27 protein-coding genes are annotated in these 22,463 nt (G+C 69.0%); 16 read left to right on the top strand and 11 right to left on the bottom strand.

Annotated elements, in window-relative coordinates:
• Positions 1 to 41 precede the first annotated feature (41 nt).
• Entirely contained in the window at positions 42 to 1,487 is a 1,446-nt protein-coding gene (locus tag BM204_RS21350; protein WP_091117533.1) for an MFS transporter, read from the bottom strand.
• A gap of 105 nt (positions 1,488 to 1,592) precedes the next feature.
• On the bottom strand, positions 1,593 to 1,823 hold the full coding sequence (locus BM204_RS22875; protein WP_170259309.1) for a cation transporter: 231 nt from the start codon (positions 1,821 to 1,823) through the stop codon (positions 1,593 to 1,595).
• 266 nt (positions 1,824 to 2,089) lie between these two features.
• Between BM204_RS22875 and BM204_RS21340 the strand changes: the two genes are divergently transcribed.
• The 6 genes from BM204_RS21340 to BM204_RS21315 all read left to right on the top strand — a co-directional run bounded on the left by BM204_RS21340 (position 2,090) and on the right by BM204_RS21315 (position 7,456).
• Entirely contained in the window at positions 2,090 to 2,275 is a 186-nt protein-coding gene (locus BM204_RS21340; RefSeq protein WP_143099871.1) for a hypothetical protein, read from the top strand.
• 679 nt (positions 2,276 to 2,954) lie between these two features.
• The gene (locus tag BM204_RS21335) at positions 2,955 to 3,155 is read left to right on the top strand and encodes a heavy-metal-associated domain-containing protein (protein WP_091117528.1); all 201 of its coding nucleotides are present in this window, start codon (positions 2,955 to 2,957) and stop codon (positions 3,153 to 3,155) included.
• A 139-nt stretch (positions 3,156 to 3,294) separates the two neighbouring features.
• The gene (locus BM204_RS21330; RefSeq protein WP_091117527.1) at positions 3,295 to 3,501 is read left to right on the top strand and encodes a heavy-metal-associated domain-containing protein; all 207 of its coding nucleotides are present in this window, start codon (positions 3,295 to 3,297) and stop codon (positions 3,499 to 3,501) included.
• Entirely contained in the window at positions 3,498 to 4,493 is a 996-nt protein-coding gene (locus BM204_RS21325) for a DUF8832 domain-containing protein (RefSeq protein WP_091117525.1), read from the top strand. Before BM204_RS21330 ends, BM204_RS21325 begins: the two co-directional genes overlap by 4 nt.
• Before the next feature lie 60 nt (positions 4,494 to 4,553).
• The gene (locus tag BM204_RS21320; RefSeq protein ID WP_256215839.1) at positions 4,554 to 6,896 is read left to right on the top strand and encodes a heavy metal translocating P-type ATPase; all 2,343 of its coding nucleotides are present in this window, start codon (positions 4,554 to 4,556) and stop codon (positions 6,894 to 6,896) included.
• The gene (locus BM204_RS21315; protein ID WP_091117522.1) at positions 6,893 to 7,456 is read left to right on the top strand and encodes a carboxymuconolactone decarboxylase family protein; all 564 of its coding nucleotides are present in this window, start codon (positions 6,893 to 6,895) and stop codon (positions 7,454 to 7,456) included. Before BM204_RS21320 ends, BM204_RS21315 begins: the two co-directional genes overlap by 4 nt.
• A 218-nt stretch (positions 7,457 to 7,674) precedes the next feature.
• Here the strand turns inward: BM204_RS21315 and BM204_RS21310 are convergent, their stop codons facing one another.
• Genes BM204_RS21310 through BM204_RS21300 form a run of 3 tightly spaced genes read right to left on the bottom strand, consistent with a single transcriptional unit; the run spans position 7,675 to position 10,387 of the window.
• Positions 7,675 to 8,553 carry an FAD:protein FMN transferase gene (locus BM204_RS21310; protein WP_218031377.1) on the bottom strand — a complete coding sequence of 293 codons (879 nt, stop codon included), beginning with the start codon at positions 8,551 to 8,553 and terminating at the stop codon, positions 7,675 to 7,677.
• On the bottom strand, positions 8,550 to 9,005 hold the full coding sequence (locus BM204_RS21305; RefSeq protein ID WP_091117520.1) for an FMN-binding protein: 456 nt from the start codon (positions 9,003 to 9,005) through the stop codon (positions 8,550 to 8,552). Before BM204_RS21305 ends, BM204_RS21310 begins: the two co-directional genes overlap by 4 nt.
• 14 nt (positions 9,006 to 9,019) lie before the next feature.
• Positions 9,020 to 10,387, bottom strand: coding sequence for a ferredoxin reductase family protein (locus tag BM204_RS21300; RefSeq protein ID WP_091117519.1), 1,368 nt, complete (start codon positions 10,385 to 10,387; stop codon positions 9,020 to 9,022).
• A 216-nt stretch (positions 10,388 to 10,603) separates the two neighbouring features.
• Between BM204_RS21300 and BM204_RS21295 the strand changes: the two genes are divergently transcribed.
• The 6 genes from BM204_RS21295 (at position 10,604) to BM204_RS21270 (ending at position 16,003) form a co-directional block, all read left to right on the top strand.
• Complete coding sequence (locus BM204_RS21295; RefSeq protein WP_091117517.1) at positions 10,604 to 11,266, top strand: response regulator transcription factor; 663 nt, start codon at positions 10,604 to 10,606, stop codon at positions 11,264 to 11,266.
• A 17-nt stretch (positions 11,267 to 11,283) separates the two neighbouring features.
• Entirely contained in the window at positions 11,284 to 12,597 is a 1,314-nt protein-coding gene (locus BM204_RS21290; RefSeq protein ID WP_143099870.1) for a sensor histidine kinase, read from the top strand.
• 72 nt (positions 12,598 to 12,669) lie between these two features.
• The gene (locus BM204_RS21285) at positions 12,670 to 14,397 is read left to right on the top strand and encodes a hypothetical protein (RefSeq protein ID WP_143099869.1); all 1,728 of its coding nucleotides are present in this window, start codon (positions 12,670 to 12,672) and stop codon (positions 14,395 to 14,397) included.
• Entirely contained in the window at positions 14,297 to 15,064 is a 768-nt protein-coding gene (locus tag BM204_RS21280) for a polyprenol monophosphomannose synthase (protein ID WP_091117511.1), read from the top strand. Before BM204_RS21285 ends, BM204_RS21280 begins: the two co-directional genes overlap by 101 nt.
• Positions 15,015 to 15,563 carry a GtrA family protein gene (locus tag BM204_RS21275; RefSeq protein WP_170259308.1) on the top strand — a complete coding sequence of 183 codons (549 nt, stop codon included), beginning with the start codon at positions 15,015 to 15,017 and terminating at the stop codon, positions 15,561 to 15,563. Before BM204_RS21280 ends, BM204_RS21275 begins: the two co-directional genes overlap by 50 nt.
• Before the next feature lie 26 nt (positions 15,564 to 15,589).
• Positions 15,590 to 16,003 (top strand): ion channel, encoded by a 414-nt coding sequence (locus tag BM204_RS21270; RefSeq protein ID WP_091117507.1) that lies wholly within the window; start codon positions 15,590 to 15,592, stop codon positions 16,001 to 16,003.
• A 20-nt stretch (positions 16,004 to 16,023) separates the two neighbouring features.
• Here the strand turns inward: BM204_RS21270 and BM204_RS21265 are convergent, their stop codons facing one another.
• The 3 genes from BM204_RS21265 to BM204_RS21255 all read right to left on the bottom strand — a co-directional run bounded on the left by BM204_RS21265 (position 16,024) and on the right by BM204_RS21255 (position 18,029).
• Positions 16,024 to 16,359 (bottom strand): hypothetical protein, encoded by a 336-nt coding sequence (locus BM204_RS21265; RefSeq protein ID WP_091117506.1) that lies wholly within the window; start codon positions 16,357 to 16,359, stop codon positions 16,024 to 16,026.
• Positions 16,360 to 16,493: 134 nt separating this feature from the next.
• The gene (locus tag BM204_RS21260) at positions 16,494 to 17,153 is read right to left on the bottom strand and encodes a DedA family protein (protein WP_091117504.1); all 660 of its coding nucleotides are present in this window, start codon (positions 17,151 to 17,153) and stop codon (positions 16,494 to 16,496) included.
• A gap of 150 nt (positions 17,154 to 17,303) precedes the next feature.
• Complete coding sequence (locus BM204_RS21255) at positions 17,304 to 18,029, bottom strand: COG4705 family protein (protein ID WP_246166584.1); 726 nt, start codon at positions 18,027 to 18,029, stop codon at positions 17,304 to 17,306.
• Positions 18,030 to 18,093: 64 nt separating this feature from the next.
• On the opposite strand from BM204_RS21255, the gene BM204_RS21250 reads away from it, so the two are divergent.
• Together BM204_RS21250 and BM204_RS21245 are read left to right on the top strand one after the other, a co-directional pair.
• Entirely contained in the window at positions 18,094 to 18,279 is a 186-nt protein-coding gene (locus BM204_RS21250; RefSeq protein ID WP_091117547.1) for an antitoxin VbhA family protein, read from the top strand.
• Positions 18,276 to 18,923 carry a Fic/DOC family protein gene (locus BM204_RS21245; RefSeq protein ID WP_091117503.1) on the top strand — a complete coding sequence of 216 codons (648 nt, stop codon included), beginning with the start codon at positions 18,276 to 18,278 and terminating at the stop codon, positions 18,921 to 18,923. Before BM204_RS21250 ends, BM204_RS21245 begins: the two co-directional genes overlap by 4 nt.
• A 57-nt stretch (positions 18,924 to 18,980) precedes the next feature.
• On the opposite strand, the gene BM204_RS21240 is transcribed toward BM204_RS21245, so the two are convergent.
• From BM204_RS21240 to BM204_RS21225, 3 genes are all read right to left on the bottom strand, one after another.
• On the bottom strand, positions 18,981 to 20,177 hold the full coding sequence (locus BM204_RS21240; RefSeq protein ID WP_170259307.1) for a tyrosine-type recombinase/integrase: 1,197 nt from the start codon (positions 20,175 to 20,177) through the stop codon (positions 18,981 to 18,983).
• Positions 20,174 to 20,374: a helix-turn-helix transcriptional regulator gene (locus BM204_RS21235; RefSeq protein ID WP_218031375.1), complete on the bottom strand. Its 201-nt coding sequence runs from the start codon at positions 20,372 to 20,374 to the stop codon at positions 20,174 to 20,176. Before BM204_RS21235 ends, BM204_RS21240 begins: the two co-directional genes overlap by 4 nt.
• A gap of 384 nt (positions 20,375 to 20,758) precedes the next feature.
• Positions 20,759 to 21,403, bottom strand: coding sequence for a protein-tyrosine phosphatase family protein (locus BM204_RS21225; protein WP_170259306.1), 645 nt, complete (start codon positions 21,401 to 21,403; stop codon positions 20,759 to 20,761).
• Between the two features lie 63 nt (positions 21,404 to 21,466).
• On the opposite strand from BM204_RS21225, the gene BM204_RS21220 reads away from it, so the two are divergent.
• Positions 21,467 to 22,081 carry an RNA polymerase sigma factor gene (locus tag BM204_RS21220; protein ID WP_170259305.1) on the top strand — a complete coding sequence of 205 codons (615 nt, stop codon included), beginning with the start codon at positions 21,467 to 21,469 and terminating at the stop codon, positions 22,079 to 22,081.
• A gap of 115 nt (positions 22,082 to 22,196) precedes the next feature.
• Positions 22,197 to 22,463: transposase (locus tag BM204_RS21215; protein WP_143099867.1), on the top strand; the 267-nt coding region annotated here is incomplete at its 3' end.

The raw sequence follows: 22,463 nt of genomic DNA, 5'->3' as shown, positions 1-22,463 counted from the left end.
CGACCGGGTGGCCGCCGAGGGCTGGTCTGTCGGACCCGGGGTCAAGCGACCGCCTTGGACTTCTCCTGGGTTGCTGTGTCAGGCACCTGGGGGCGCAGCCGGGCCGCCGCCAGAAGGGCGCCCAGCGCGGCGATGCCCGCGGCACCGAGCAGTCCGGCCGAGAAGCCATCGGTCTGGGAGACGGCGTCGCCCACCCGGTCGGCACCGAAGGCGGACGCGACCGCGGTCATCAGGGCCAGGCCCAGCGCCGAGCCGATCTGGTAACTGGTGCTGACGATGCCGGAGGCGAGGCCGCCCTCTTCCGGGGCTGCTGAGGTCAGCGCGAGTCCGAGTGAGGGGATGAAGGCCATCGCCATGCCGGCAGCGGCCACGAGCGATGCGGGGAGAACATCGCGGGCGAAGCTGCCGTCGGGCTGGATGAAGGAGAGCCACACCAGGCCGACCGACAGGGTCGCGAGCCCGGAGACCGTCATGGCCTTCGGACCGAAGCGTGCGATCAGCCGCGGGGCGACACCGACCATCCCGATCATGATCGTGACGGTCAGCGGCAGCAGCGCCGCGCCGCTGGCGAAGGCCCCGAGCCCGACAACCTGCTGAAGGTAGAGGTTGACGAAGAAGAACATCGGGATCCAGGCGGCGCCGAGCATGAACTGCGCGAGGTTCGCGGCAGCCAGGTTGGGCGCCTGAAAAATGCCCAACCGCATCAGCGGCTCCCGGCGGCGGGCTTGGAGAACCACGAACAGAGCCAGCAGCGCGAGGCCGACGACCCCGGTCACAAGGGTGGGCGCGGATACCCAGCCGACTTGCGGTGACCGAACGATGGCGAAGACCACCGCCGCCAGGCCCGCTGTCACGGTGATGGCTCCAGCGAGGTCGAGCGAGCCCGGTCGGGTCATGCCCTTGGGCATCACCGAGGGCGTGAGCAGGAGTACGACGGCAGCCAGCGGCAGGTTGATGAAGAAGATCCAGGGCCAGCTGGCGTACTCGGTCAAGACGCCTCCGAGGAACACTCCAGCGGTTCCACCGGCCGGTGCCGCCGCGCCGTACAGCGCGAGTGCCTTGGTCAGCTCCTTGGGCGTGGAACCGAAGATGGTGAACAGCAGGGTCAGCGCGGCGGGGGCGATGAGCGCCGAGCCGGCGCCCTGAACTGCCCGACCGGCCAGCTCGACGGCCACGCCGTCGGCGAAGCCCGCCATCAGTGAGCCGACGGCCAATAGCCCCCAGCCGATGCTGAAGACCCGGCGAGCGCCGAACAGGTCGGACAGCCGGCCGCCGAGCAGGAGGAGTCCGCCGAACGCGACGACGTAAGCGTTGAAGACCCAGCTGAGGCCCTCGGGGGTGAAGCCGAGGTCGGCCTGCATCTCTGGCAGGGCGACTCCGATGATCGAGGTGTCCATGATGACCATGAACTGAGCCGCGGCGATGAGGCCGAGAGCAAGCCAGCGTCGGCTGCTCGAGGTCTCCGCGGGCGAGGATGTGGAAGACATGATGTGCCCTTCTCTCGTGACGGGTCAGCCGACATCGGCTGACATCAGGAGCCTCATGAGGGCGGCTGTCCTCTCGCTGTCTCGTGCCTGTCGGCGTTGATGTGATCAGCTGTCTGCGGCGTTGCCTAGCTCACCGAGGAGCTCCACCGGATAGGTGAGTCCACGGAACGCCCCGAGGACGTCGTCCACGGTCATCGTGCCGGTCACTCGGACCACGGAACTCCCGGTGTCGGCCATCACCGTCTCGACGCCAGAGACGTCGCGGAGCCGGGCGGTGACCTCCCGGACGCAACGTCGGCAGCGCATGCCACCGACCACCAGGCCTATCGTCCGCATCTCGGGCTCTCCTTCGAATGGGGTTGCTTCGTCAAAGGGTGCGCACAGGCCCTGTCCGACGACTGTCCGCGGGCGGCGAGAAGACGGTTGGCCGACAGGGACGCCGTCCGCTGCACCGCCACCACGAGCGCCACTGACCACCATCAGCGTCGGCGCCGCCCGGACAGCGTCCAGACAGGAGACGGCAACCTCGCCGGCCCAGAGTCATGCCACCAACCAACGACACCGGGACCGCAAGCCCGGACCGACCTGAGGACGTGCACGAGATGGCCGCTTCGATCATCACCGAACAGGAGTCCGGCACCTACACCCGGCGCATCCATTCTCACAACGGCTACTACGCGGGGGACTTCTCCACTCCCAGGGCCGCCCGGCGCCCCGCCGCCGCCGACTCCCTCAGCGTTCCCCCCGCGCTGCTCCACCCTGGCCCCGTCAGTGGATGGCACGACTGAACCTGCAACCTCTCCCGAGCACGAGCCGCCCTCGCAGAACCCCGCAGGTACTGGCCCTGCTCCACATCCGAAAGGCAACACAGCCATGCACGGAATCCAGACAGCTCTGGTCCTGCACGAGACACGACAGGGCACCCAGTCCCACAGGTCTACCCACCGCGCCCACGGCGCCCTCGTGTTCCGGCTCAGCCGCCCCGGCGAAATCGGGACCCTTGCGCTTCTTCCAGGTGACTCACGGACGAGCGTGGTCTGGCGGAGCAACCGATGACAGGCCGCGCCGCCGCTGATGTCCCACCAACAACGGGGAAATTGACCCGGCGTGACTCGACGGTCCTCCGAAGCCCGATCGTCCGAAACGCTGTCCGCTGCATGCTGAGTTGCGCGGTCACGGCCGTGGCGCAGCACGCACAGACCTCGTCCTCCTGCAGGGACTCGACGTTGTGTCGGGGCAGCTAGGACTTGTCGCCCGATGAACCGACGCGCAGGGGCGTCCGCCAGCAGTGATCGCGGGTGGCGCGGGCCACCACCCACCTGTCGCCTGTGAAGAAGCCCGCACGGACAGCGGCTGGACAGGGACCGGCAACCCCACCGGCCGAGAGTCGGGGCCAGACCCGACGCAAGCGCACCACATCGGCGGCAGCCACTACGGCCCCGCCACATCGAAAGGAAGCACCCCCCCATGAGCAACAACACCACCTACACGGTCGCCGGCATGACCTGTGGCAGCTGCGCCACCAAGGTCACCGAGGCCGTCAGCGACCTCGACGGCGTCACCCACCTCGCCGTCGACCTGGCCACCGGAACGCTGGTCGTGACCGGCGAGGTCGAGCAGGACCAGGTCCGTGAAGCCGTCACCGCGGCGGGATACCAGGTCTCCTGACCAACCGGCCCCCCGCGCGGCCGCGGGAAGTGCTGCTGGCCAGGGACCGGATCGGTTCCTGCCCAGCAAAACCCCTACCAACACCAGGTCAGCACCCGAAAGTCCCCTCCCAACCATCCAACCTCGAAAGGGAACTCCCATGAGCGAGACCACCACCTACACCGTCGCCGGCATGACCTGCGCCCACTGCGTCGCCTCGGTCACCGAAGAGGTGTCCGAGATCCCGGGCGTCGAGGACGTCCAGGTCGACCTGGCCAGCGGCGCCGTCGCCGTCACGAGCAACCAGCCCGTCTCTGCCGAAGCCGTCAAGGCCGCGGTCGAGGACGCCGGCTACCAGATCGCATGAACACCCCCACAACCGTCGGCGCATTCGTCGTCGGGCTCGCCGGAGTCTTCGGCGCCACCTACGGGATCGGCAACGCCGTCGGACCCGTCGGCTCGCCGCCCGCTAGCCACGCCACCGGAGGACACATGACTGGTCAGAGCACGGAAACTGACGCGCACGCAGCACACGGCGACACAACCGAACCGGCCGACACACGCGAGATCCCCGGCGGCCTCATGGTCTCCCAGGGCGGCTACACCCTTGACCTGCAGACCGACACCGCCCAGCCGGGCAACGGCCGGCTCGTCGAGTTCACGGTGACCGGCCCCGACGGCGAGGCCGTCACCGAATACGAGGAGGAGCACGGGAAGGAGCTTCACCTCATCGCCGTACGACGCGATTTTACCGGTTTCCAACACGTCCACCCCCGCCGTGACCGGCAGGGTATCTGGTCGGTCCCACTCGACATGCGCCCCGGACAATGGCGCCTCTTCGCCGACTTCACGCCCGCACGCAACGAGGGTCTGACCCTCGGGGCGGACCTGCAGGTCCCAGGCAACGTCGAAACGTCACCGGAGACCCCAGAGACCCGCACCGCACGGGTCGATGACTACACCGTCACCCTGGCAGGGACCCTGACGCCGGGAAGCGACGCGGAACTCACTCTGAGTGTGTCCCAAGACGGTGAGCCGGTCACCAATCTGCAGCCCTACCTGGGCGCCTACGGGCACCTGGTCGCGCTGCGAGAAGGCGACCTGGCCTACCTCCACGTCCACCCCGACGGTGCGCCCGGCGACGGACGCACCGAACCCGGCCCCGAGGTCGTGTTCTACGCAGCCGTGCCTAGCGACGGCGGCTACCACCTCTACCTGAACTTCAAGCACGACGGAGTGGTCCACACGGCTGCTTTCAACGTCGCCACCGGCGACCAGGCCCACGACGCCGCGTCCCCGGCGCCTGAGACCAACACCGGCGACGGCAGCGAGCACGAAGACAACGAGCACGGCCACTAATTCAACACCCGGCGAGAACCTCAACAGGTCATCGCAAAGCCATCTACCGAAGGAGGAACAGTGAGTTCCGTAACCGAACCCCAGAGTTCGACATCTTCCACCAGCGCCATCGAGCTCGAGATCAGCGGGATGACCTGCGCCTCCTGCGCCAACCGTATCGAGCGCAAGCTCAACAAGCTCGACGGCGTGACCGCGACCGTGAACTACGCCACCGAGAAGGCGAAGGTCACCTTCGACCCCTCGATTTCCACCGACGATCTCGTCGGTGCCGTCGAGGCGGCTGGCTACCAGGCGGCCCTGCCCAAGCCGAAGGGCACTGGGGAGGCATCCGCAGGAGATGAGGGGGACGCCGTCGACCCGACCCGCTCCCTTCGTCAGCGGCTAATCGCATCGGCTCTGCTGACCATTCCGGTCATCGCCATGGCGATGGTGCCGGCGTTCCAGTTCACCTACTGGCAGTGGCTCTCCCTAACCCTGGCTGCCCCGGTCGTGGTCTGGGCCGCCTGGCCCTTCCACCGCGCCGCCTGGGCCAACCTGCGCCACGGCACCACCACCATGGACACTCTGATCTCACTCGGCACCATCGCTGCGCTGGGCTGGTCGCTGTACGCGCTGTTCTGGGGTACCGCCGGCGTCCCCGGGATGACTCACCCCTTCGAGTTCACCGTCGAACGGACCGACGGCAGCGGCAACATCTACCTCGAGGCCGCCGCCGGTGTCACCACGTTCATCCTGGCCGGTCGCTACTTCGAGGCCCGGTCCAAGCGCCGAGCAGGAGCTGCCCTGCGGGCCCTGCTCCACCTCGGAGCCCGTGACGTCGCCGTACTGCGCGACACGGCGGAGGGACCCATCGAAGAGCGCATCCCGACCGACCAGCTGACCGTGGGTGACCGGTTCGTCGTCCGGCCCGGGGAGAAGATCGCCACCGACGGCGTCATCGAGCAGGGCTCCTCGGCTGTCGACGCCTCGATGCTGACCGGCGAGTCCGTGCCGGTCGAGGTCGGACCGGGCGACGCCGTGGTTGGCGCCACCGTCAACGCCGGCGGGCGCTTGGTCGTCCGCGCCACCCGGGTCGGCGCCGACACCCAGCTCTCCCAGATGGCCCGCCTCGTCGAGGACGCTCAGAACGGCAAGGCCGAGGTCCAGCGCCTCGCCGACCGGGTCTCTGGGATCTTCGTCCCCGTCGTAATCGCCATCGCCATCGCCACCCTCGGGTTCTGGCTCGGCACCGGCGGCGGCCTCGCCGCCGCCTTCACCGCCACCGTCGCCGTCCTGATCATCGCCTGCCCCTGCGCCCTCGGCCTTGCGACCCCGACCGCGCTGATGGTCGGCACCGGCCGCGGCGCCCAGCTCGGCATCCTGATCAAAGGCCCCGAGGTCCTCGAATCCACCCGCAAGGTCGACACCGTCGTCCTGGACAAGACCGGCACCGTCACCACCGGCCGCATGACCCTGACCGACGTCATCGTCGCCGACGGCGAGGACGCGGACGAAGTACTCCGGATGGCCGGCGCTCTTGAGGACGCCTCCGAGCACCCGATCGCGCAGGCCATCGCCACCGGCGCCCGCAACCGCGTCGGCACCCTGCCCGCGGTCGAGGACTTCGCCAACGTCGAAGGCCTCGGCGTCCAGGGCATCGTCGCCGGTACCCCATCCCGTGCTCGGGCTGTCAGCCACGCCGTTCTCGTCGGCCGGCCCCGGCTGCTCGAAGAATGGTCCCAGCACCTCACCCTCGAGCTCGAACGCGCCATGGCCGACGCCCAGGCACGCGGCGGCACCGCCGTTGCCGTGGGCTGGGACGGCAAGGCCCGCGGAGTCATCGTGGTCGCCGACGCGATCAAGGACACGTCCGCTGCTGCGATCGCCCAGCTCCGCGCCCTGGGGTTGCGGCCGGTGCTGCTGACCGGCGACAACGCAGTCGTCGCCGCCGCGGTCGCGGCCGAGGTCGGCATCGACGCCGCAGACGTCATCGCCGACGTGCTGCCCTCCGACAAGGTCGACGTCGTCAAGCGGCTCCAGGCCGAAGGCCGGGTCGTGGCCATGGTCGGCGACGGAGTCAACGATGCCGCGGCCCTGGCCCAGGCCGACCTCGGACTGGCCATGGGCACGGGAACCGACGTCGCCATCGAGGCCAGCGACCTGACCCTGGTCCGCGGTGACCTGCGCGCCGCCGCCGACGCCATCCGGCTCGCCAGGCGCACTCTGCGCACCATCAAGGGCAACCTGTTCTGGGCGTTCGCCTACAACGTCGCTGCCCTGCCCCTGGCTGCCGCCGGGCTACTGAACCCGATGCTCGCCGGAGCCGCGATGGCGTTCTCCTCTGTCTTCGTTGTCGCCAACAGCCTTCGCCTGACCCGGTTCAAGCCGCTGGCAGGCAACCAGGTCGGCGGTGAGGGCCGATGACTCGCATCTCAGCCCTCACCCCGGCCACTGCCCAGGGCGCCGCCAAAGACATGCTGAGCGAGCTGGTCGCCCGGCACGGGCAAGTCGGATCGATGGTCTCCACCATGGCCCACTCCCCCGCCGTCCTCGGCGGCTACCTGCAGCTGAGCAAAGCCATGAAGCGCGCCAAGCTCTCGCGCCGTATCAGCGAGGTCATCTCCATCGCCGTTCAGGCGCGGCAGGGCTGCCAGCTGTGCCTGGACGCCCACATCGCAGCCGCCCGCACGTTCGGTGTCACCGACGCCGAGATTGCGGCCGCATGTGAAGGCACCTCACCCGACCCCGCAATCTCCGCCATGATCACGCTCGGTCTGGCGATCTACTCCACCCCAACCACCATCACCAACGACCAGGTCGCGAAACTGCGCGCGTTCGGCTACACCGACCGAGAGATCGTCGACGCTGTCGGGATCGTCGCCCTCAACGTGCTCACCGGCGCGTTCAACCTCGTCGCCGGCCTGGAACCCGACCCACCCAGACCCGACCCACCCAGAGCCCTATCGGGCTCGGACTCGTCCTGAGAGCCGAGGTCGACTTGGCCAGCCCCACCTCAACGACCACCACTCGACGACCGCCCTCAACAGAATCGACCCTCTAGAAACAGGTAGCAACCATGACCACAGACCTGCAGAACGATGCCCAACCTCGCCCGCTGCGACCTGCACGGAGATGTCGTTGACGGCGCGCACCGACCCGAAGGTCTTGGTGACGCCCTGGGCGTCCACGGCCAGGGCGGGATTCACGAGGACCCCGCGGTGGTGCGGCGCGTGGCGGGGACCGACCACGTCGTGAGCGGCGGGAGCGGCACCTGCACCAGCTCAGCACGGGCCTCGAAGCCGTCGGTGTACCAGTAGTCGCCCTCGGGAGTGACGGCATAGGCGTCGAGGCCGTCGATGGCGTCGATCCAGGCCCGTGCGTCGTGCCCCATGGCGAAGGCGGCGGTCGCTGCCCAGTCCACGAGCGTCAGGTCACTGCCGACGACACTGATCGAGGCCAGGTCCTGCGGGGGGCGTCCCGTGACGGGGTCGATGATGTGATGGCCTCGCTCGGCAGTCCCCGACGTGGCGACCGCGAGCCCCGGTGATGGTGCCTGCGGCGCAGCGACGACCGCCAGCAGTCGACGAGGGTCGCGAGGGTCGACGACCCCGACGCGCCAGAGCTCACCAGCCGCGGGCACTCCCACGCACCGCACGTCTCCACCGGCGCTGATGCAGTGGTGCTGCGACCCTGCGCGGCGCAGCATCTGGGAGGCGAGCTCGACGCTCCACCCCTTGACCATGCCGGAGGGATCGAGTCGACCGTCGTAGCGCTCGGTGAAGTGACCTCCGCTGATCGCAGCTGCCTCTCGACACAGGCGAAGGACGTGGCGCACCTCTGGGGCGCAGTCGGCGAGCTCGAGCGTCTCCGCTGCCAAGCGAGAGACCTGGCTGCTGGGTCGGTAGGTGCTGAACGTCGCGTCCACCCAGCGCCACCACGCGACGACGTCGTCGAGGGCCGAGGAGGCAGGGTCGAGGTCGCGGACGTCAACGGTGAAAACGGTGCCCATCACGGACACGATGCGCCGCTGCCCCAGGACGTAGTCGAGCTCGTTGCGGTCCGCTCCTGCACATGCGCTCATGCCTTCGCCCCCGCCGAGGTGGGTGCGACCGACGATGCCTGGGTCTGGCTCGACGCAGCGAGCTGGTCGAGGGCCGACTGCAACGAGCTGGCGTAGCCCTGGCTCGTGTACGTCGCGCCCGACACCGAGTGGATTCCTGCGCTCTGGGCCGCGATCGCCTCACGCCGCAGCAGAGGCGAGGAGTAGTCGGCGATCTGTCCGGACTGGCCACCCGTGGGGAGCTGGAGCGCCGTGACGTCGGTGATGCGCCCACCCGCGACCACCACCTCGACCTGGACGGGTCCGTAGCGGGTGTTGATGACGGGCCCGGTGCTCGTGCCGGCGGCGGTGGCCGACAGCGAGCTCGAGCCCTGCACCAGAGCGAACGGGGTGGGTGAGGTGGCGGCCTTGCCGCCGAGGAGGAGCAGGACCCCGAGGACGGTGCCTGCGGTCGCGAGTGCTGGTCTGTTCATCGGTGACTCTCCCTCTAGAAGGTGAACTGCTCGGAGTGGATGTGGCGTGCCGGGAGCTCGCAGCGCAGCAGGCTGTCGCGTGCGGCCTCCATGAAGCGCGGGGGCCCGCAGACGAAGGCGTCGCGTGCGGCGAGTCCGTTCACGAGGTCGCCCAGTCGGCTACCCACGAGGACGTCGCCGTCACCGCCGGGCAGGCCGAGGGCGTAGTGCACCTCCACGTGGGCTGATCGTGCGAGCTCCTCGAGCTCGGCGGCGAAGATGAGCTCCTCGGGCTGGTTGGCGCGGTAGACGAGCGTGACGGGTCCGGTCTCGGGTCCGAGGTGCTCGAGCATGGTGCGCAGCGGCGTGATGCCGATGCCGCCGGCGAGCAGCAGGACCCCGTGACCGCGGCGACGCGCGGGGGTGAAGGCGCCGTAGGGGCCTTCGGCGATGACGCGCACGCCGGGTCGGAGCCCCTGCAGGTCGCGGCTGTGGTCACCGAGGTCCTTGACGGTGATCCGCATCTCGCCAGTGGTCGGCATGGCCGAGAGGGAGAAGGGGTGTGACTGCCACCATCCGCGGGCCGTGAGGAAGCGCCAGCGGAAGAACTGGCCGGGTTGGGCTCCGAGCAGGTCCAGGTCGGTCCCCGACACCACGATCGAGACGACGTCGGGGCCCTCCTGGACCACGGCGGCGACCCGCAGCTGGTGGCGCAGGGCGTCACGGACCGGGACCAGCCAGCGGTACCACAGCAGAGCAGCGGCAACCGCGGCGTACAGCGCGATCCAGGCGGCCTTCGCCCAGCCCGTCTGGAAGTCGGCACCAGCCGAGAGGACGTGCAGGAAGCTGAGGCCCACCGCGACGTAGGTGAGCAGGTGCAGCAGGTACCAGGTCTCGTAGGACACGCGCTCGCGCACCTTGCGTGCCGAGACGAGCCCGACGAGCAGGAGCAGGCCGAAGCCGATCGTGGCCAGCAGGACGTCGGGGATGACGAAGATCATCACCTTCGTCTCGGCCAGGAAGCCGGTCTGCGAAGTGAGCGCGTAGCCCCAGGTGAGGAGCAGCGCGTGCGCCGTCAGCAGGCTGATCAGGTACCTCCCGCCCATGGCGTGCCACCGAGCCAGGCGGTCCGAGCCGAGTCCGTGCTCGATCCACGGGGCTCGGCTCATGAGGAGCAACACCACCGCGACGGTGTAGCCGCCGTAGAGCCCGGTCAGTCGCCCGGCAGCGGTGAGCCAGTCCCCGAGGCCGGCCATCCCCATGGCGTCGTGCCACCACAGGACGGTGGTGGCGACGGCACCGGTGACCACCGCCATCAGCAGGGAGCGCTCCGAGATCGTCCGGCGGCGGGGGCCTGCCTGCGGGGTGCTGGGACGCCGGGTGGCGGTGGTGGTGGTGGACATGACTTCTCCGGTCAGAGGAGGGCGAGAGCTGGTGCGTGACCCGATGGTGCGCGCCGCAAGGTGCCGACAACCTGAACGCCTTCGTCGCCGCTGGACCGGTCGGCTCGCATCGACCGGTCAGGTGACGTGCAGGTGGGGCGTGGGAACGTCGATCATGCGATGTACGTCCCGTCTGGCCCGCCATGCTGAGAGACTCGGAGGGAAGGGGTGAACGCCATGTTGATCGGCATCTGTGAGGACGACCCCGCCATCCGGCGCCTGGTCACGCAGGCGATGGGTTTCGCGGGCCACGAGGTCCTGACGGCGCACGACGGGGGCGAGGCCCTGCGCCGCTTCGGTTCCGACAGCGCCGTGGACGTCCTCATCATGGACATCGGGCTCCCCGACTCCGACGGTCGCGACGTCACCCAGGCCCTGCGCTCAGCCGGCCAGTCAGCACCTGTGCTGTTCCTCACCGCACTGGGCACCGTCCACGACAAGCTCTCGGGCTTCAGCGCCGGTGGCGACGACTACCTCGCCAAGCCGTTCGACGTCAAGGAGCTCATCGCCCGCGTGGAGGCGCTCGCGAAGCGCGGACGCCCGGCCGTCACCACCGAGGTCTCGGGCCTCGTGCTCGACCCGGCCCGGCACGGAGTCCGTTCCGAGCAGGGCGAGATCCTGCTGACCCCGACTGAGTACCGCATGCTCGCAGCCCTCACCTCCCGCCCGGGAGAGGTCGTGAGACGCCGCACCGTCGTCGCCGCCGCCTGGCCCGACGGTGCCGTGGTCAACGAGAACACCATCGACTCCTTCGTCCGGCGCATCCGGGCCAAGCTCGACACCATCGGGTCGCCCGTCACGATCGAGACCGTCCGCGGTGTCGGGTTCCGCCTGACGTGAGTCGCTCCCGCACCGGCATGACCAGCTCGTTCCGCGGCCAGATCGTCATCCTGACCGCGTGCGTGACGGCCTTCGCGATGATCGCCCTCACCATCGTGCTCCAGCTGATCCTCGCCGACCTCAGCAGGACCAACGTGGACACGGTGCTCGAGGATCGTGCCGATGCGGTGGTCAGCACCGTCAGCAACGCCGACAGACAGGGGCTCGCGGTGACCTCGGCCGAGCTCGACACCGGCGTCGTGGTCTACGACGCTCAGGGAGCCCCCGTCGCAGGGGTCGCCTCCTCGGCACTCGAGGACATCTATGACGAGCTGAGCACGACCGAAACCACGACCTACCGCACCGCCGGAGACACCGCCCGCGTCCTCGCGCTGCCCTTCCTGAGCGACGCCGGCGACCAGGGCGTCGTGGTCCTGTCCGAACGTCTGAGTCCCTACGAGGCTGCCGAGCGCTATGCCCTGATCGTCAGCATCATCACCGGCGCTCTCGCTACCGCCGCCGCCGCCGCGATCGCGGCCTGGGTCACCACACGTGCCCTGAGACCGGTCAGCGTCCTGGCGCGGACTGCGAAGGACTGGAGCGAGCACGACCTGTCACGGCGCTTCGAGCTCGGGGCACCCTCCAACGAGATCACTTCCCTGGCGGCCACCCTGGACACCCTCCTCGACAAGGTATCGGCGGCGATCCACGCCGAGCAACGACTCACCGCCGACCTTGCGCACGAGCTGCGCACCCCCCTGACGGCGGTCCAAGGTGCGGCCGACCTCGCCCTGCTCCAAGGAGGCCTGCCTCCGCACGCTCAGGAGAGCCTCGAGGAGATCTCCGCGGCGAGCCACCGCATGTCGGAGACCATCACCACCCTGCTGGACGTCGCCCGCAACGCCGACAGCCTGCGTCAGGCCGCGACGTGCTCGATCGCAGCGGTCGTGGACGACGTCACGAGCAACCCGGCCGCCGACGGACCCGGTGTCGAGGTCAGGGTCGAGGTCGACGTCGACGACCACCAGGTCGCTGCCCCGCACTCGGTCGCCGTCCGCGCCCTGGCCCCCGTGCTCGCGAACGCCCTGCGCTTCGCCGACAGCCGCGTCACCGTCACCGTGACCGCCAGCACGACGGGGATGGTCGACGTCGTCGTGGAGGACGACGGACCCGGCGTCAGCGGAGGCGACTCCGAGGAGATCTTCGAGCCGGGCGTGAGCTCGACCGGAGGATCCGGCGCCGGACTCGGGCTGAGCATCGGTCGCCGCACGGCACGCAGTGTCGGTGGCGACCTCGAGCTCGACGACGCGGGACCACCCACCCGCTTCGTGCTCCGACTCCCCCTCGCCTGACCGGTCCCCTACCCCCGGGGCAGTGTGGCTCTGGTCAGGTGGGTGGCAGGCTCGCGGCCACACGCTGTGGCCATGACGACAAGCCTGGCCCCTCGAGCGCCCGCTCACGGGTCGCGCTCACCGTGGCGACGCCGTCATCGCCTCGCGCAGACCTGGTCGCCCACGAGCGCCGTGCTGGTGCTCGCGCTCTCGGCGTTCCTGGTCCGGTTGCCCTTCGCGAGCCTGCCCCTGGGGCCTGATGAGGGCGGCCTCCTGCTCGTGGGTTCCCAGTGGAGTCCAGGCACGTCGCTGTACGGCAACTACTGGGTCGATCGCCCGCCGCTGCTCATCGGGTTCTTCGGCCTCGCCGACCACCTCGGGGGCACCGTCGCCCTGAGGCTGCTCGGAGCCGTGTTGGTGGCGATCTCGGTGCTGCTGGCCGGTCGGATCGGTGCCCTCGCTGTCGCCGGAGGCCGCGGCACCCGGTGGGCGCCCGCGCTGACCGCTCTCCTGACCGCAGCCTCCCTCGTCAGCTCGCTGGTCGACGCCCTGGAGGTCAACGGCGAGCTCATCGCGCTCCCCGCGATCCTGCTCAGCATCGAACGGTTGCTCCGCGCCCAGGCAGCGACGACCCTCGAGGCCAGGACACGGCTGCTCCTCACCGCAGGAATCGCTGCAGCCGCCGCCGTCCTGGTGAAGCAGAACGAGGTGGACGCCCTCCTCCTGATCGCTCTCCTGGCCGCCCGGACCGCCTACCGTCGAGGCCCCCGGGCCGCCCTCACCGACATCGCCGTCCCGGCGGCAGGTGCGTTCCTGAGCGCCGCCCTCGTCCTCGGGTTCGCGTCGAGCCGCGGGACGTCGCTCGCCGGGCTGTGGGAGGCAGTGGTCACCTTCCGCCTCCACGCCTCCACGGTCATCAGCGGATCCGCCAGCGACGCGACGTCGATCCGCCTGGACCGCCTCCTGCTGTCCCTGGCAGTGACGGGTGCCCCGGTCATCATCGGACTCCTGATCGTCAGGTTGCGTCGGCGTCACGAGGGCAGCGGCGTCGATCTCCGTGTCCCCGCGCTCGTCCTGCTCACCTGGGAGTGCATCGCGGTGCTCGCCGGCGGCAGCTACTGGCTGCACTACCTGATCCTCCTGGTCCCGGGGCTCGTCCTCGCCGTGGCCTCGATCTGTGCCACGCCGTACGCCACCCCCGACGCGACGCCAGGGCCGCAGCCAGCACTGCGATCCCCAGGCTTCGCCCCCTGGGACCTGCTGGCGGTCCTCAGCTACGTGGTGGCAGCGGCCCTGGTCGCGACGGTCGTCGTGGCCGCCCGGACGTCCGTGACCTCCCACGCCGACCCGCTCGTCTCGTGGCTCTCGACCCACCAGCAACCCGGTGACACCGCAGTCGTCGCCTACGGACACCCCGACATCCTGCGCGCCAGTGGGATGGCCAGCCCCTATCCCGAGATCTGGAGCCTGCCCGTCAGGGTGCGCGACCCCGGCCTGCTGGCCCTCACGGCCGTCCTCGCCGGCACCTCACGTCCCGACTGGGTCATCACCACCGGCGCCAGCCTGGCCGGCTGGGGCATCGACCCCACGACAGCCCAGGTCGCGCTGGACCAGCACTACCACTACGTCGGCGACATCGACGGCTACCGCGTCTTCCACCAGATCACCCCCACCGGTTCTCCCGCCACCGAGCCCACACCGTGCCCCCCCAGGAGAAGCCATGCCCGCACGACGCATCGTGATCGTGATCCCGACCTACGACGAGGCCGACAACGTCACTCAGCTCCTCAACCGCGTCAGGGGCGCCTCACCGGGTGCTGACGTGCTCTTCGTCGACGACCAGAGCCCCGACGGGACCGCAGAGCGCATCAGGGAGCACGCCGCCCACGACCCCCACGTGTTCTTGATGAGCAAGGAGCAGAAGCAGGGACTCGGTGCGGCCTACCGGGCGGGGTTCGCCTGGGCGCTCGACCACGGCTATGACGTCGTCGTCCAGATGGACGCCGACCTCTCCCACCCGCCCGAACGGATCGGCAGCCTCGTGGCCGCGCTGAACCACGCAGACGTCGCGGTCGGATCGCGCTACGTCCCCCAGGGCTCGGTGCAGAACTGGGCCTGGACTCGTCGCCTGATCTCCCGACTCGGCAACCTCTACGTCAGGTTGCTGCTGGCAGTGCCCGTGCACGACAGCACGGCCGGCTTCAAGGCGTTCCGGGCCGACGCGCTCCACGCGATCGACGTCCTCGGCAGCACCTCCAACGGCTACTGCTTCCAGATCGAGAACACCTGGAAGGCCCACCGCGCCGGTCTGCGGATCGCCGAGGTGCCGATCACCTTCGTCGACCGGACACGCGGCTCCTCCAAGATGTCCGGCGCCATCGCGGCCGAAGCGCTCACCAAGGTCCTCGCGTGGCGCTGGGCCGAGCTCACTGGCCCGCGTGTCCACGCACCCGTCGCATCGACCCACGCGAGGTCGGTACCTTCCTGACCGTCGGCGGCGCCGGCTACGTCGTCGACGTCCTCACCTTCAACGCACTCCTCGACGCCGGGCCCCTTGCCGGACACCACCCCGTCGCGGCACGTGCGCTCGCTGTCCTGGTCGCCACCGCGGTGACCTACCTCGGCACAGCCTGCTCACCTGGCGCGGCACCACGAGCGCGACGAGACGACGTGAGGTCATGCTGTTCATCTTGTTCAACGCCGTCGGCTTCGGCGTCTCGGCGCTCTGCCTCGTCCTGTCCCACGACGTACCGGGGCTGACCTTTAGGACCGCGGACAACATCTCGGCCAACGTCATCGGCGTCGACCTGGGCGCCGTCGTCCGCTTCGTCTCCTACCGCCGCTACGTGTTCGCCGGCCAGGAGACGGGCCCGGTCAGGACGCGACCCCTCACAGCAGGTCTGGTCGTCCCCGAGGGGGCTGGTGGCCTATCGCTCCTGTGTGCGGGCCTGGCCGCCCACCCGCCCCAGGACCCTGGGCCATGCTGAAGCTGGGGACGCACTTCCGGCGCTGAATGATCACCTACCTGATCGTGGCGGCCTTCCTCGTCCTCCTGGCGGGTGGCGGCTTCGCGGCCTTCGAGTCACGTCAGGTCTCCAACGTCGGGGAGGGATTGTGGTGGGCGCTCTCGCTGGTGGCCGGCGGGGGCTTCGTGGCCGAGGTGCCCGAGTCCGTGACAGGCCGCCTCCTCGCGTCCGTCCTGATGATCGCGCGGTTCGGCCTCATGGCACTCGTCACAGCAGCCGTCGCGTCGCTGTTCGTCCGTGAGGAGCAGGAGCCGGAGGATCAGGCGGAGGAGGCATTCGAGGCTCGCGCACTGGTGCTGCTCACCGAGCTCGCTTCGCGCATCGAGGCGCTGGAGTCAACGCTGGCGCCGACCGCGCCATCAGCCGAGCACAGGGACCCGGGTTCACCCGCCGGGTCCTGATCGTCACGGCGAGCCACCCGTCACGCCGATGCGCGCGACGTCGGGACCCCACGTGCCAGCCGGTCGGTGAGCTCGCGTCGGCACTGAGCCTCGGCCACGTCCAGCAACCGCCCGGTGGACACGTGTCCGCGGCGCAGTTCACGCGTCACGCGGCGTACGAGCTGCTCCACCTCTCGACCGGAGACGGCACCGTTGTACTCCAGCGAGAGCCGAGCAGCGAGTGCCTTCGGTCCCCCGTGGGCGTCGATGGCCGATGCGGTGGCCGGGGTCCATTCAGGTGAGCCGGCAGCAGTGGCCGGGATGCCCAGGGACCGCAGGAGGACACGGACCTCGGCTGGGCTTTCGAGGTGGTGCACAGGTCCCGGCGCCGGAGTCGCAGCGAGCGACCTGATAGTCCGCGCATCCTCCGCGTCGGCAGGCCCGTCCACGAGGAGGAGGGTGGCTGAGAGCGCGAGGCCGGCGGCCACGGCAGCGAGTGCTCGCCGCACATTCATCTCAGGACCTCAAGGGGCTCGACAGAAACGCTATCCCCGTCGGCCTCGTGTCGCGCACCGATCTTGTGTCGCACGACCGCGGCGGCTGCGGGGACGAGCGAGACGGCAACCATCCCGATCGCGAACAGCTCGACGTGCGTAGCCACGATCGGCACGCCTCCGAGGAAGTAGCCGGCGACGAGGAGTCCGACGGCCCAGAGGGCTGCTCCCGCGAGGTTGAAGACCGTGAAGGTGCGTCGCGGCATCCGCGCCACCCCGGCGACGACCGGCGTGAAGGTCCGCACCACGGGGACGAAACGGGCCAGTATGACGGCCTTCGAGCCGTGCTTGGCGAAGAAGGTCTCGGCGCGCTGCGCGTGCGAGCGGGAGAACAACCGCGACTCGTTGCGGTTGAAGACTCGTGGCCCGAACCGGCGCCCCAGGAGGTAGCCCACCTGGTCGCCGGCCGCTGCGGCACCGAACAGGCACGCTGCGACCAGCACCAGAGGAAGGTGGATCACGCCCGTGGCGACCAGGATGCCGACCGTGAAGAGGAGCGAGTCGCCAGGGAGGAAGAACCCGACGAGCAGGCCCGTCTCGGCGAAGACGATGACCATGGCGAGCAGCAGGGCTGCGGGGCCCAGGCTGTAGAGCAGCGGTGTCAGGAAGGCGATCATGGTGTGACCGTAGGAGCGGGCACCTGCCAGGCACCTGACCGCTTCGCTCCCGCGGGTTCCTGATCCCGCGTCGCCGGGGACGCACCGGGGCCCCGGAGCGCGTGTTACCGCTCCGGGCCCTGGGGTCCCTCCTCTCGGTGTGACGACGGTTCAGGTCAGTGCGCTCTCTCCCTCGGGGATGTCCGAGGCGACGACCTCGGTGCGGTCGACGCGCGACCGGGTCAGGTAGACGACCGTGGCGAGGATGGTGCCGAGGAAGACCAGGCTCGTGACCAGGGTGCCGAGACCGAGCCCACCCTCGCCCTTGGGCAGCGCCAGGAAGTCGCCGATGTTGGCACCCAGCGGGCGAGTCAGGATGTAGGCGAGCCAGAACGAGAGCACCGGGCCCATCCCGAAGCGCCAGGCTGCCAGCACGGCGAGGATCAGGCTCGCGGGGAGCAGGATCGAGGCGCCCGGCGACCAGCCGGTGAGCTCGAGGGTCCAGTCGCCCACCGCGGTGCCGAGGGCGAAGGTGACCAGCACGACCAGCCAGTACCACGCCTCGCGGGGCGTCGTGTTGATCGCGTGGATCGACAGCGTGCGCTCCCGGGCGTACCAGGCCGCGAACACGCCGGCGAGCAGCACGGCGAAGACCGTGGAGCTGACCCACAGGGCGACACCGCGGGCGTCGGTCAGGTTGTCGGTGAGCAGCGTGCCGACCACGCTGATGAGGACCACCGCGAGCCAGTAGATGCCGGGGATGTAGCGGCGTTCCCGGAACTGCAGGACCAGAACGACCACCAGCCCCACCGAGAACAGGGCCGTGGTGTTGGTGAGCCCGAAGCCGAGCGTCTCGTTGACGTAGTCGGCGAAGCTCTCCCCCACCCCCACCCCCATCCGCGTATGGAACCGACCGATGTCGGCCGTCACCGGTAGACTTGGACACCAAGGAGGAACACTGATGACCGTCGAGATCACCGAGATTGAGCGCCGCAAGCGCGCCATCGAGGATGCCCGGCGTTCCTCCGAGTTGGAGGGTTCCCGCAGCACGGAGGCGACCCGCTCGGACCAGGACGCATACGTCCGGGGTGAGATCGACATCGAGCAACTGGGCAGGCGAGTCCGCAGCCGCTACGGCTTGTCGTGACCGAACCTCGCCCGTGGGAGATCGGCGACCACGAGGCGCGCTGGGCGGGCTACCTGCTCGCCCCCGGTTCACCGGTCCTGCGGAACAAAGTCGGGGCAACGACCAGTGACGAGTTGCGTGCCGCCGAGAACGACCTCCTTGAGTTCCGGCTGACCGAATTGCGCTCGCAACCACGACTGGTGTCGCGGACGTTCGACCTGGCGCACCTTCAGCATCTCCACTTCCAGCTCTTCCAGGACATCTACGAGTGGCCCGGGGATCTGCGGACCGTAGGCATAGCGAAGGGCGATGGGGACGACACATCGTTCATTCCGCCACTGGAGATCGAACGCCCGGTCGCACACGTCGCCACCCGCATCGCCGAGAGCCACCTGCTCCGCGACGTTGGACAGGAGGCGCTGGTCGACGAGGTGACCTACCTGTACGACTGCATGAATTTTGCCCACCCGTTCCGCGAGGGCAACGGACGGACTCAGCGCGAGTTTTTCGCCCAACTGCTGGCAGAGTCGGGCCACGGTCTCGACTGGAGCAAGGTCGACATGGACGGCCTCCACTCCGCGTGCCATGTCGCGCGCGCGGACGGTGACTCCTCGAAGCTCCGGTCGATCATCGCGGTCGCTCTGACCGACGATCCGGTCTACTGACGTTCGGGGAACCAGCCCGTTCCGCAGGCGGTGGAACCCCGTCGTTCCCGAACGGCGTCACGAGGACTTGCTTTCGTCCTCCTGAGCGAAGGCTTGGTCGAGCAGCTCGGCGGTCAGCGGGTTCACGTGCTCGTTGCGGCGGATGTAGTGCTCGATCGTCACCTTCGGGTCGGTGTGGCCGAGGAGCTGCGCGGCGAGATCCACGCTCGCCGCCTCGTTGATGACCGTGGCGACAGTGCGGCGGAACATGTGCGGCGTGACGCCGGTGATCCCGGCTCGCTCCAGGACGGTGCGGAGTTGGCGCCGCACGTTCGCCGTCGTCAGCGGGGTGCCTTCACGGCTCGCGAAGACCAGCGCGTCGAACGACCTGTCCCCCGACACCGCCAGTCGGCGGCGCAGCGCCTCGGCCGTGAACGTCGGGAGCGCGACCACCCGGTTGGAGCGATCCGTCTTCGGGTGGGCCTGGCGGAAGGTCCCGACGCCCTTCTGGCTGATGACGGTGCCGCAGATCCGCAGCGTTGCCGGTGTGGTTGTTAGATCGAGGTCGCAGCGACGGATGCCGAGCACCTCCCCGATCCGGGCCGACGTGCCGAGCATGACCTCGACGATCTGGCCGAGCTGGCCGTCCGGGTTGGGACCGCTGCTCCCCCGCTGGTGCTCCCACGCCTTGATGACCGCGCGAATCGCGTTCACTGCGACGGCGGCCAGCGCGGTCGGAGACCGCTTGGGCTTGTGCATCCGGGAGACACCGTCGATGGGATTGCGCGGCATCACCTCGTGCCGCACCGCCAGCCCAAACGCGAGCCGCAGCACGGTCTTGGCGCGCTTCGAGCGGGCATACGACAGCTGGCCGAGTCGCTTGAGCAGCGCGTCGCAGCGGGCTACTCCGATCTCGCGCAGGGTCAGGTGCTCCAAGGCAGGCAATACCTCATGGCGAATCGCGTCCTCGTAGAACCGCCGGGTCGACGGCGCGATCCGGGCCTCCGGGTCGAGGTCAGCCAACCAGTAGTCGACGAGCTCGCCGAACGGGCTGTCGAGGGTGAGCGACGTGTCGACGGGCTGGTAGACGTTCCGCTCGGACAGCCGTCGCTTCAGCGCGATCTCGGCCGCCGAACGCGACTGTCCCCGAGCCGACACCAGCCGCGACTTCCCATCGAGATCGCGGAAGCGCGTGCGCGCCTCCATCCGCCTGTCGGGCAGCGTCAGCACCGTCACCGCGCCATGCGTCCCGATCGGGACCCGCTGGCGGCTCACCGGTCGGCCTCGTGCCGCGTCTCCAGCCAGCTCCGTACGTCCGAGACGGCGAACTTCAGCCGCTTGCCGCACTTGAAGGCTCGCGGGGCTGTGCCGGCCACCCGCCAGTCGTAGATCGTCTGCACCGGGACGCCGAGGTACTCCGCGAGCTCCTCCACGCCCATCAAGGGCTCCAGGCCCAGTTCGTGAGTGTTCATACCCACCAGGTGTGAGCCACGAACCGGCAGCGACCAAAGGGACGCTCCGAATGTGATGGATTGATGATGGATCGCCATAGCGACCTCCACAAACAGATCGAGGCCAGACGGTGTCTGACCTCGATCTTTTGGTAGCGGGGGCAGGATTTGAACCTGCGACCTCTGGGTTATGAGCCCGCACCCTCCGTGTTCCACGTGTCCCCCGGTGTTGCCATGCGATCGGCGTTTGCCCAGGTCAGACCCCCTATGTGCGGCAGCGGCGGGTGCAGGGTGCTTCGCGGCGTTTCCCACGTTTCAACCCTGTTGGTTGTCAGACCGGTGGTCACCGGGCGGCCAGTCGCATCCGGATGTGACGGCGTCCCATTCGCCGCGGACTGCACTTGATCACCAGTCGTTCGTGCGGGTGCGGACGTCCGCGATGATGCGTACGACGTCAAGCGGGTGTTCGCGACGCCAGGCAGCCAGTTGTCGATGGGCCTGGGCCGCCTGCCTGGGCGGGGTGTTGGTCCGCTTCAGGTGCCAGGTCAGGGCCTGTTCGGCGTACCAGGCGTTGGCGATGGGTCGTGCCGATCGGATCGCGGCCAAGGCTTCGACGGGGTCCCAACCCATCGTCAGCAGAATGGCGTAGGCGGCGCTGGGGCTGCGGTTGATCCCCATGTGACAGTGGACCAGGACGCGCCCGCCAGCGGTGATTGCACTGACAGCCCAGTCGGCGATGCCGTCCCACCATGCGTCCGGCACGACTTGGCCAGCGTCGTCCATCCCGTCCCACCGGTAGGCGACGTCGGGCATGTATGACCACAGTCCGCTGTCGTTGGCTTCCAATCGCACATCCAGCACATGGGTGATCCCTGCTGTGTCGCCTAGTTCGACGGCTTGATGGACGGCTTGGTTGTTGTCTTGGTCCAGATCCCCGCCGACGACCAAGTAGTCAGTAATGAAATCGGCGTTTGCCTGCTTGAAAATGTGGTTCACATGCGTGCCTTTCGTCGAACCCCGTTCAGGGGGTACAGGGATCGACGCGAACACCAGGACGAATCTGACCGATCGGACGAATGTCAGCCCTTGCCAACGTTCCTAGAATGGAACCTGATGGAACATGACGAACTGGTGATGGTGACCCAGAAGATCGTGCGCGGTGGCGTACGGCGCGCTGGGCTGCCCCAGGACGCCATCGACGACCTGGTCCAAGACGTCCTGTTCAAGTACCTGAACAGATGGCCCCATCCCGACGCCCCGGGTAACCCGGCCGCATGGCTGCAGCGCGCCGCCAACAACGCCGTCATCGACTACCTGCGAAGGGACCAACGGCGTCCGGCCGTTAACTTTGCCCCCGATGGTGACGATCCGCTGTCGTTGTTGATGGCGACGCTTCGGGCCGCCGGGACCCCGTCGCTGGGGGTGGTGGCGGACGCAGTGTGGCAAGACGCCCTTGCCCTGGTGTCGGACCAGGACGCCGCTGTATTGCGACGCCGTTTCATGGACGCCGTGCCCGCCGCAGACCTGGCCGCCGAATACGGCGTCAGCAGGGCAGTCATCGACCAACGGACGGCGCGGGCCAAGAAGCGAATCCAGGCCGCGCTGACGAAGCGGCCAGACCTGGTCACGGCGCTGCAGTCGCCGCATCAACACACCTACCTAAGTGACCGCGGGGTCCGCCGTCGAAAGCGACCCATGGGTGCCGCAGGTCATGAAAGTGCGCGGTAGGGCCGCACTGTGGACATGAAGGACAGGCGATGTGTCCCAACGCCTGTCGGGACTGCCCAGGGATCGGTTGACACCTGACCTGTGAGGATCGCTCCTCGCTGGAAGGATGTCTGTCATGCCGAAGCCGTACCCCAAGGAGTTCCGCGACGATGTCGTGGCCGTTGCCCGCAAGGGCGAAGCTCCGTTGAACCAGATCGCGAAGGACTTCGGGATCTCCGAGGGCTGCCTTCACGGCTGGATGAAGAAAGCCGACATCGAGGACGGTGCCCGGCCAGGCCCGACCGCGGCCGAGTCAGCCGAGCTGCGTGAGGCCAAGAAGCGGATCCGTCTGCTCGAGCAGGAGGCCGAGGTGATGCGACGTGCGGTCGCCTACCTCTCGCGT

Source organism: Nocardioides psychrotolerans, assembly GCF_900113685.1.
GTDB classification, from domain to species: Bacteria; Actinomycetota; Actinomycetes; order Propionibacteriales; family Nocardioidaceae; genus Nocardioides; species Nocardioides psychrotolerans.
The sequence above is the reverse complement of the archived record's forward strand: the minus strand, read 5'-3'. Positions and strand labels throughout refer to the sequence as shown.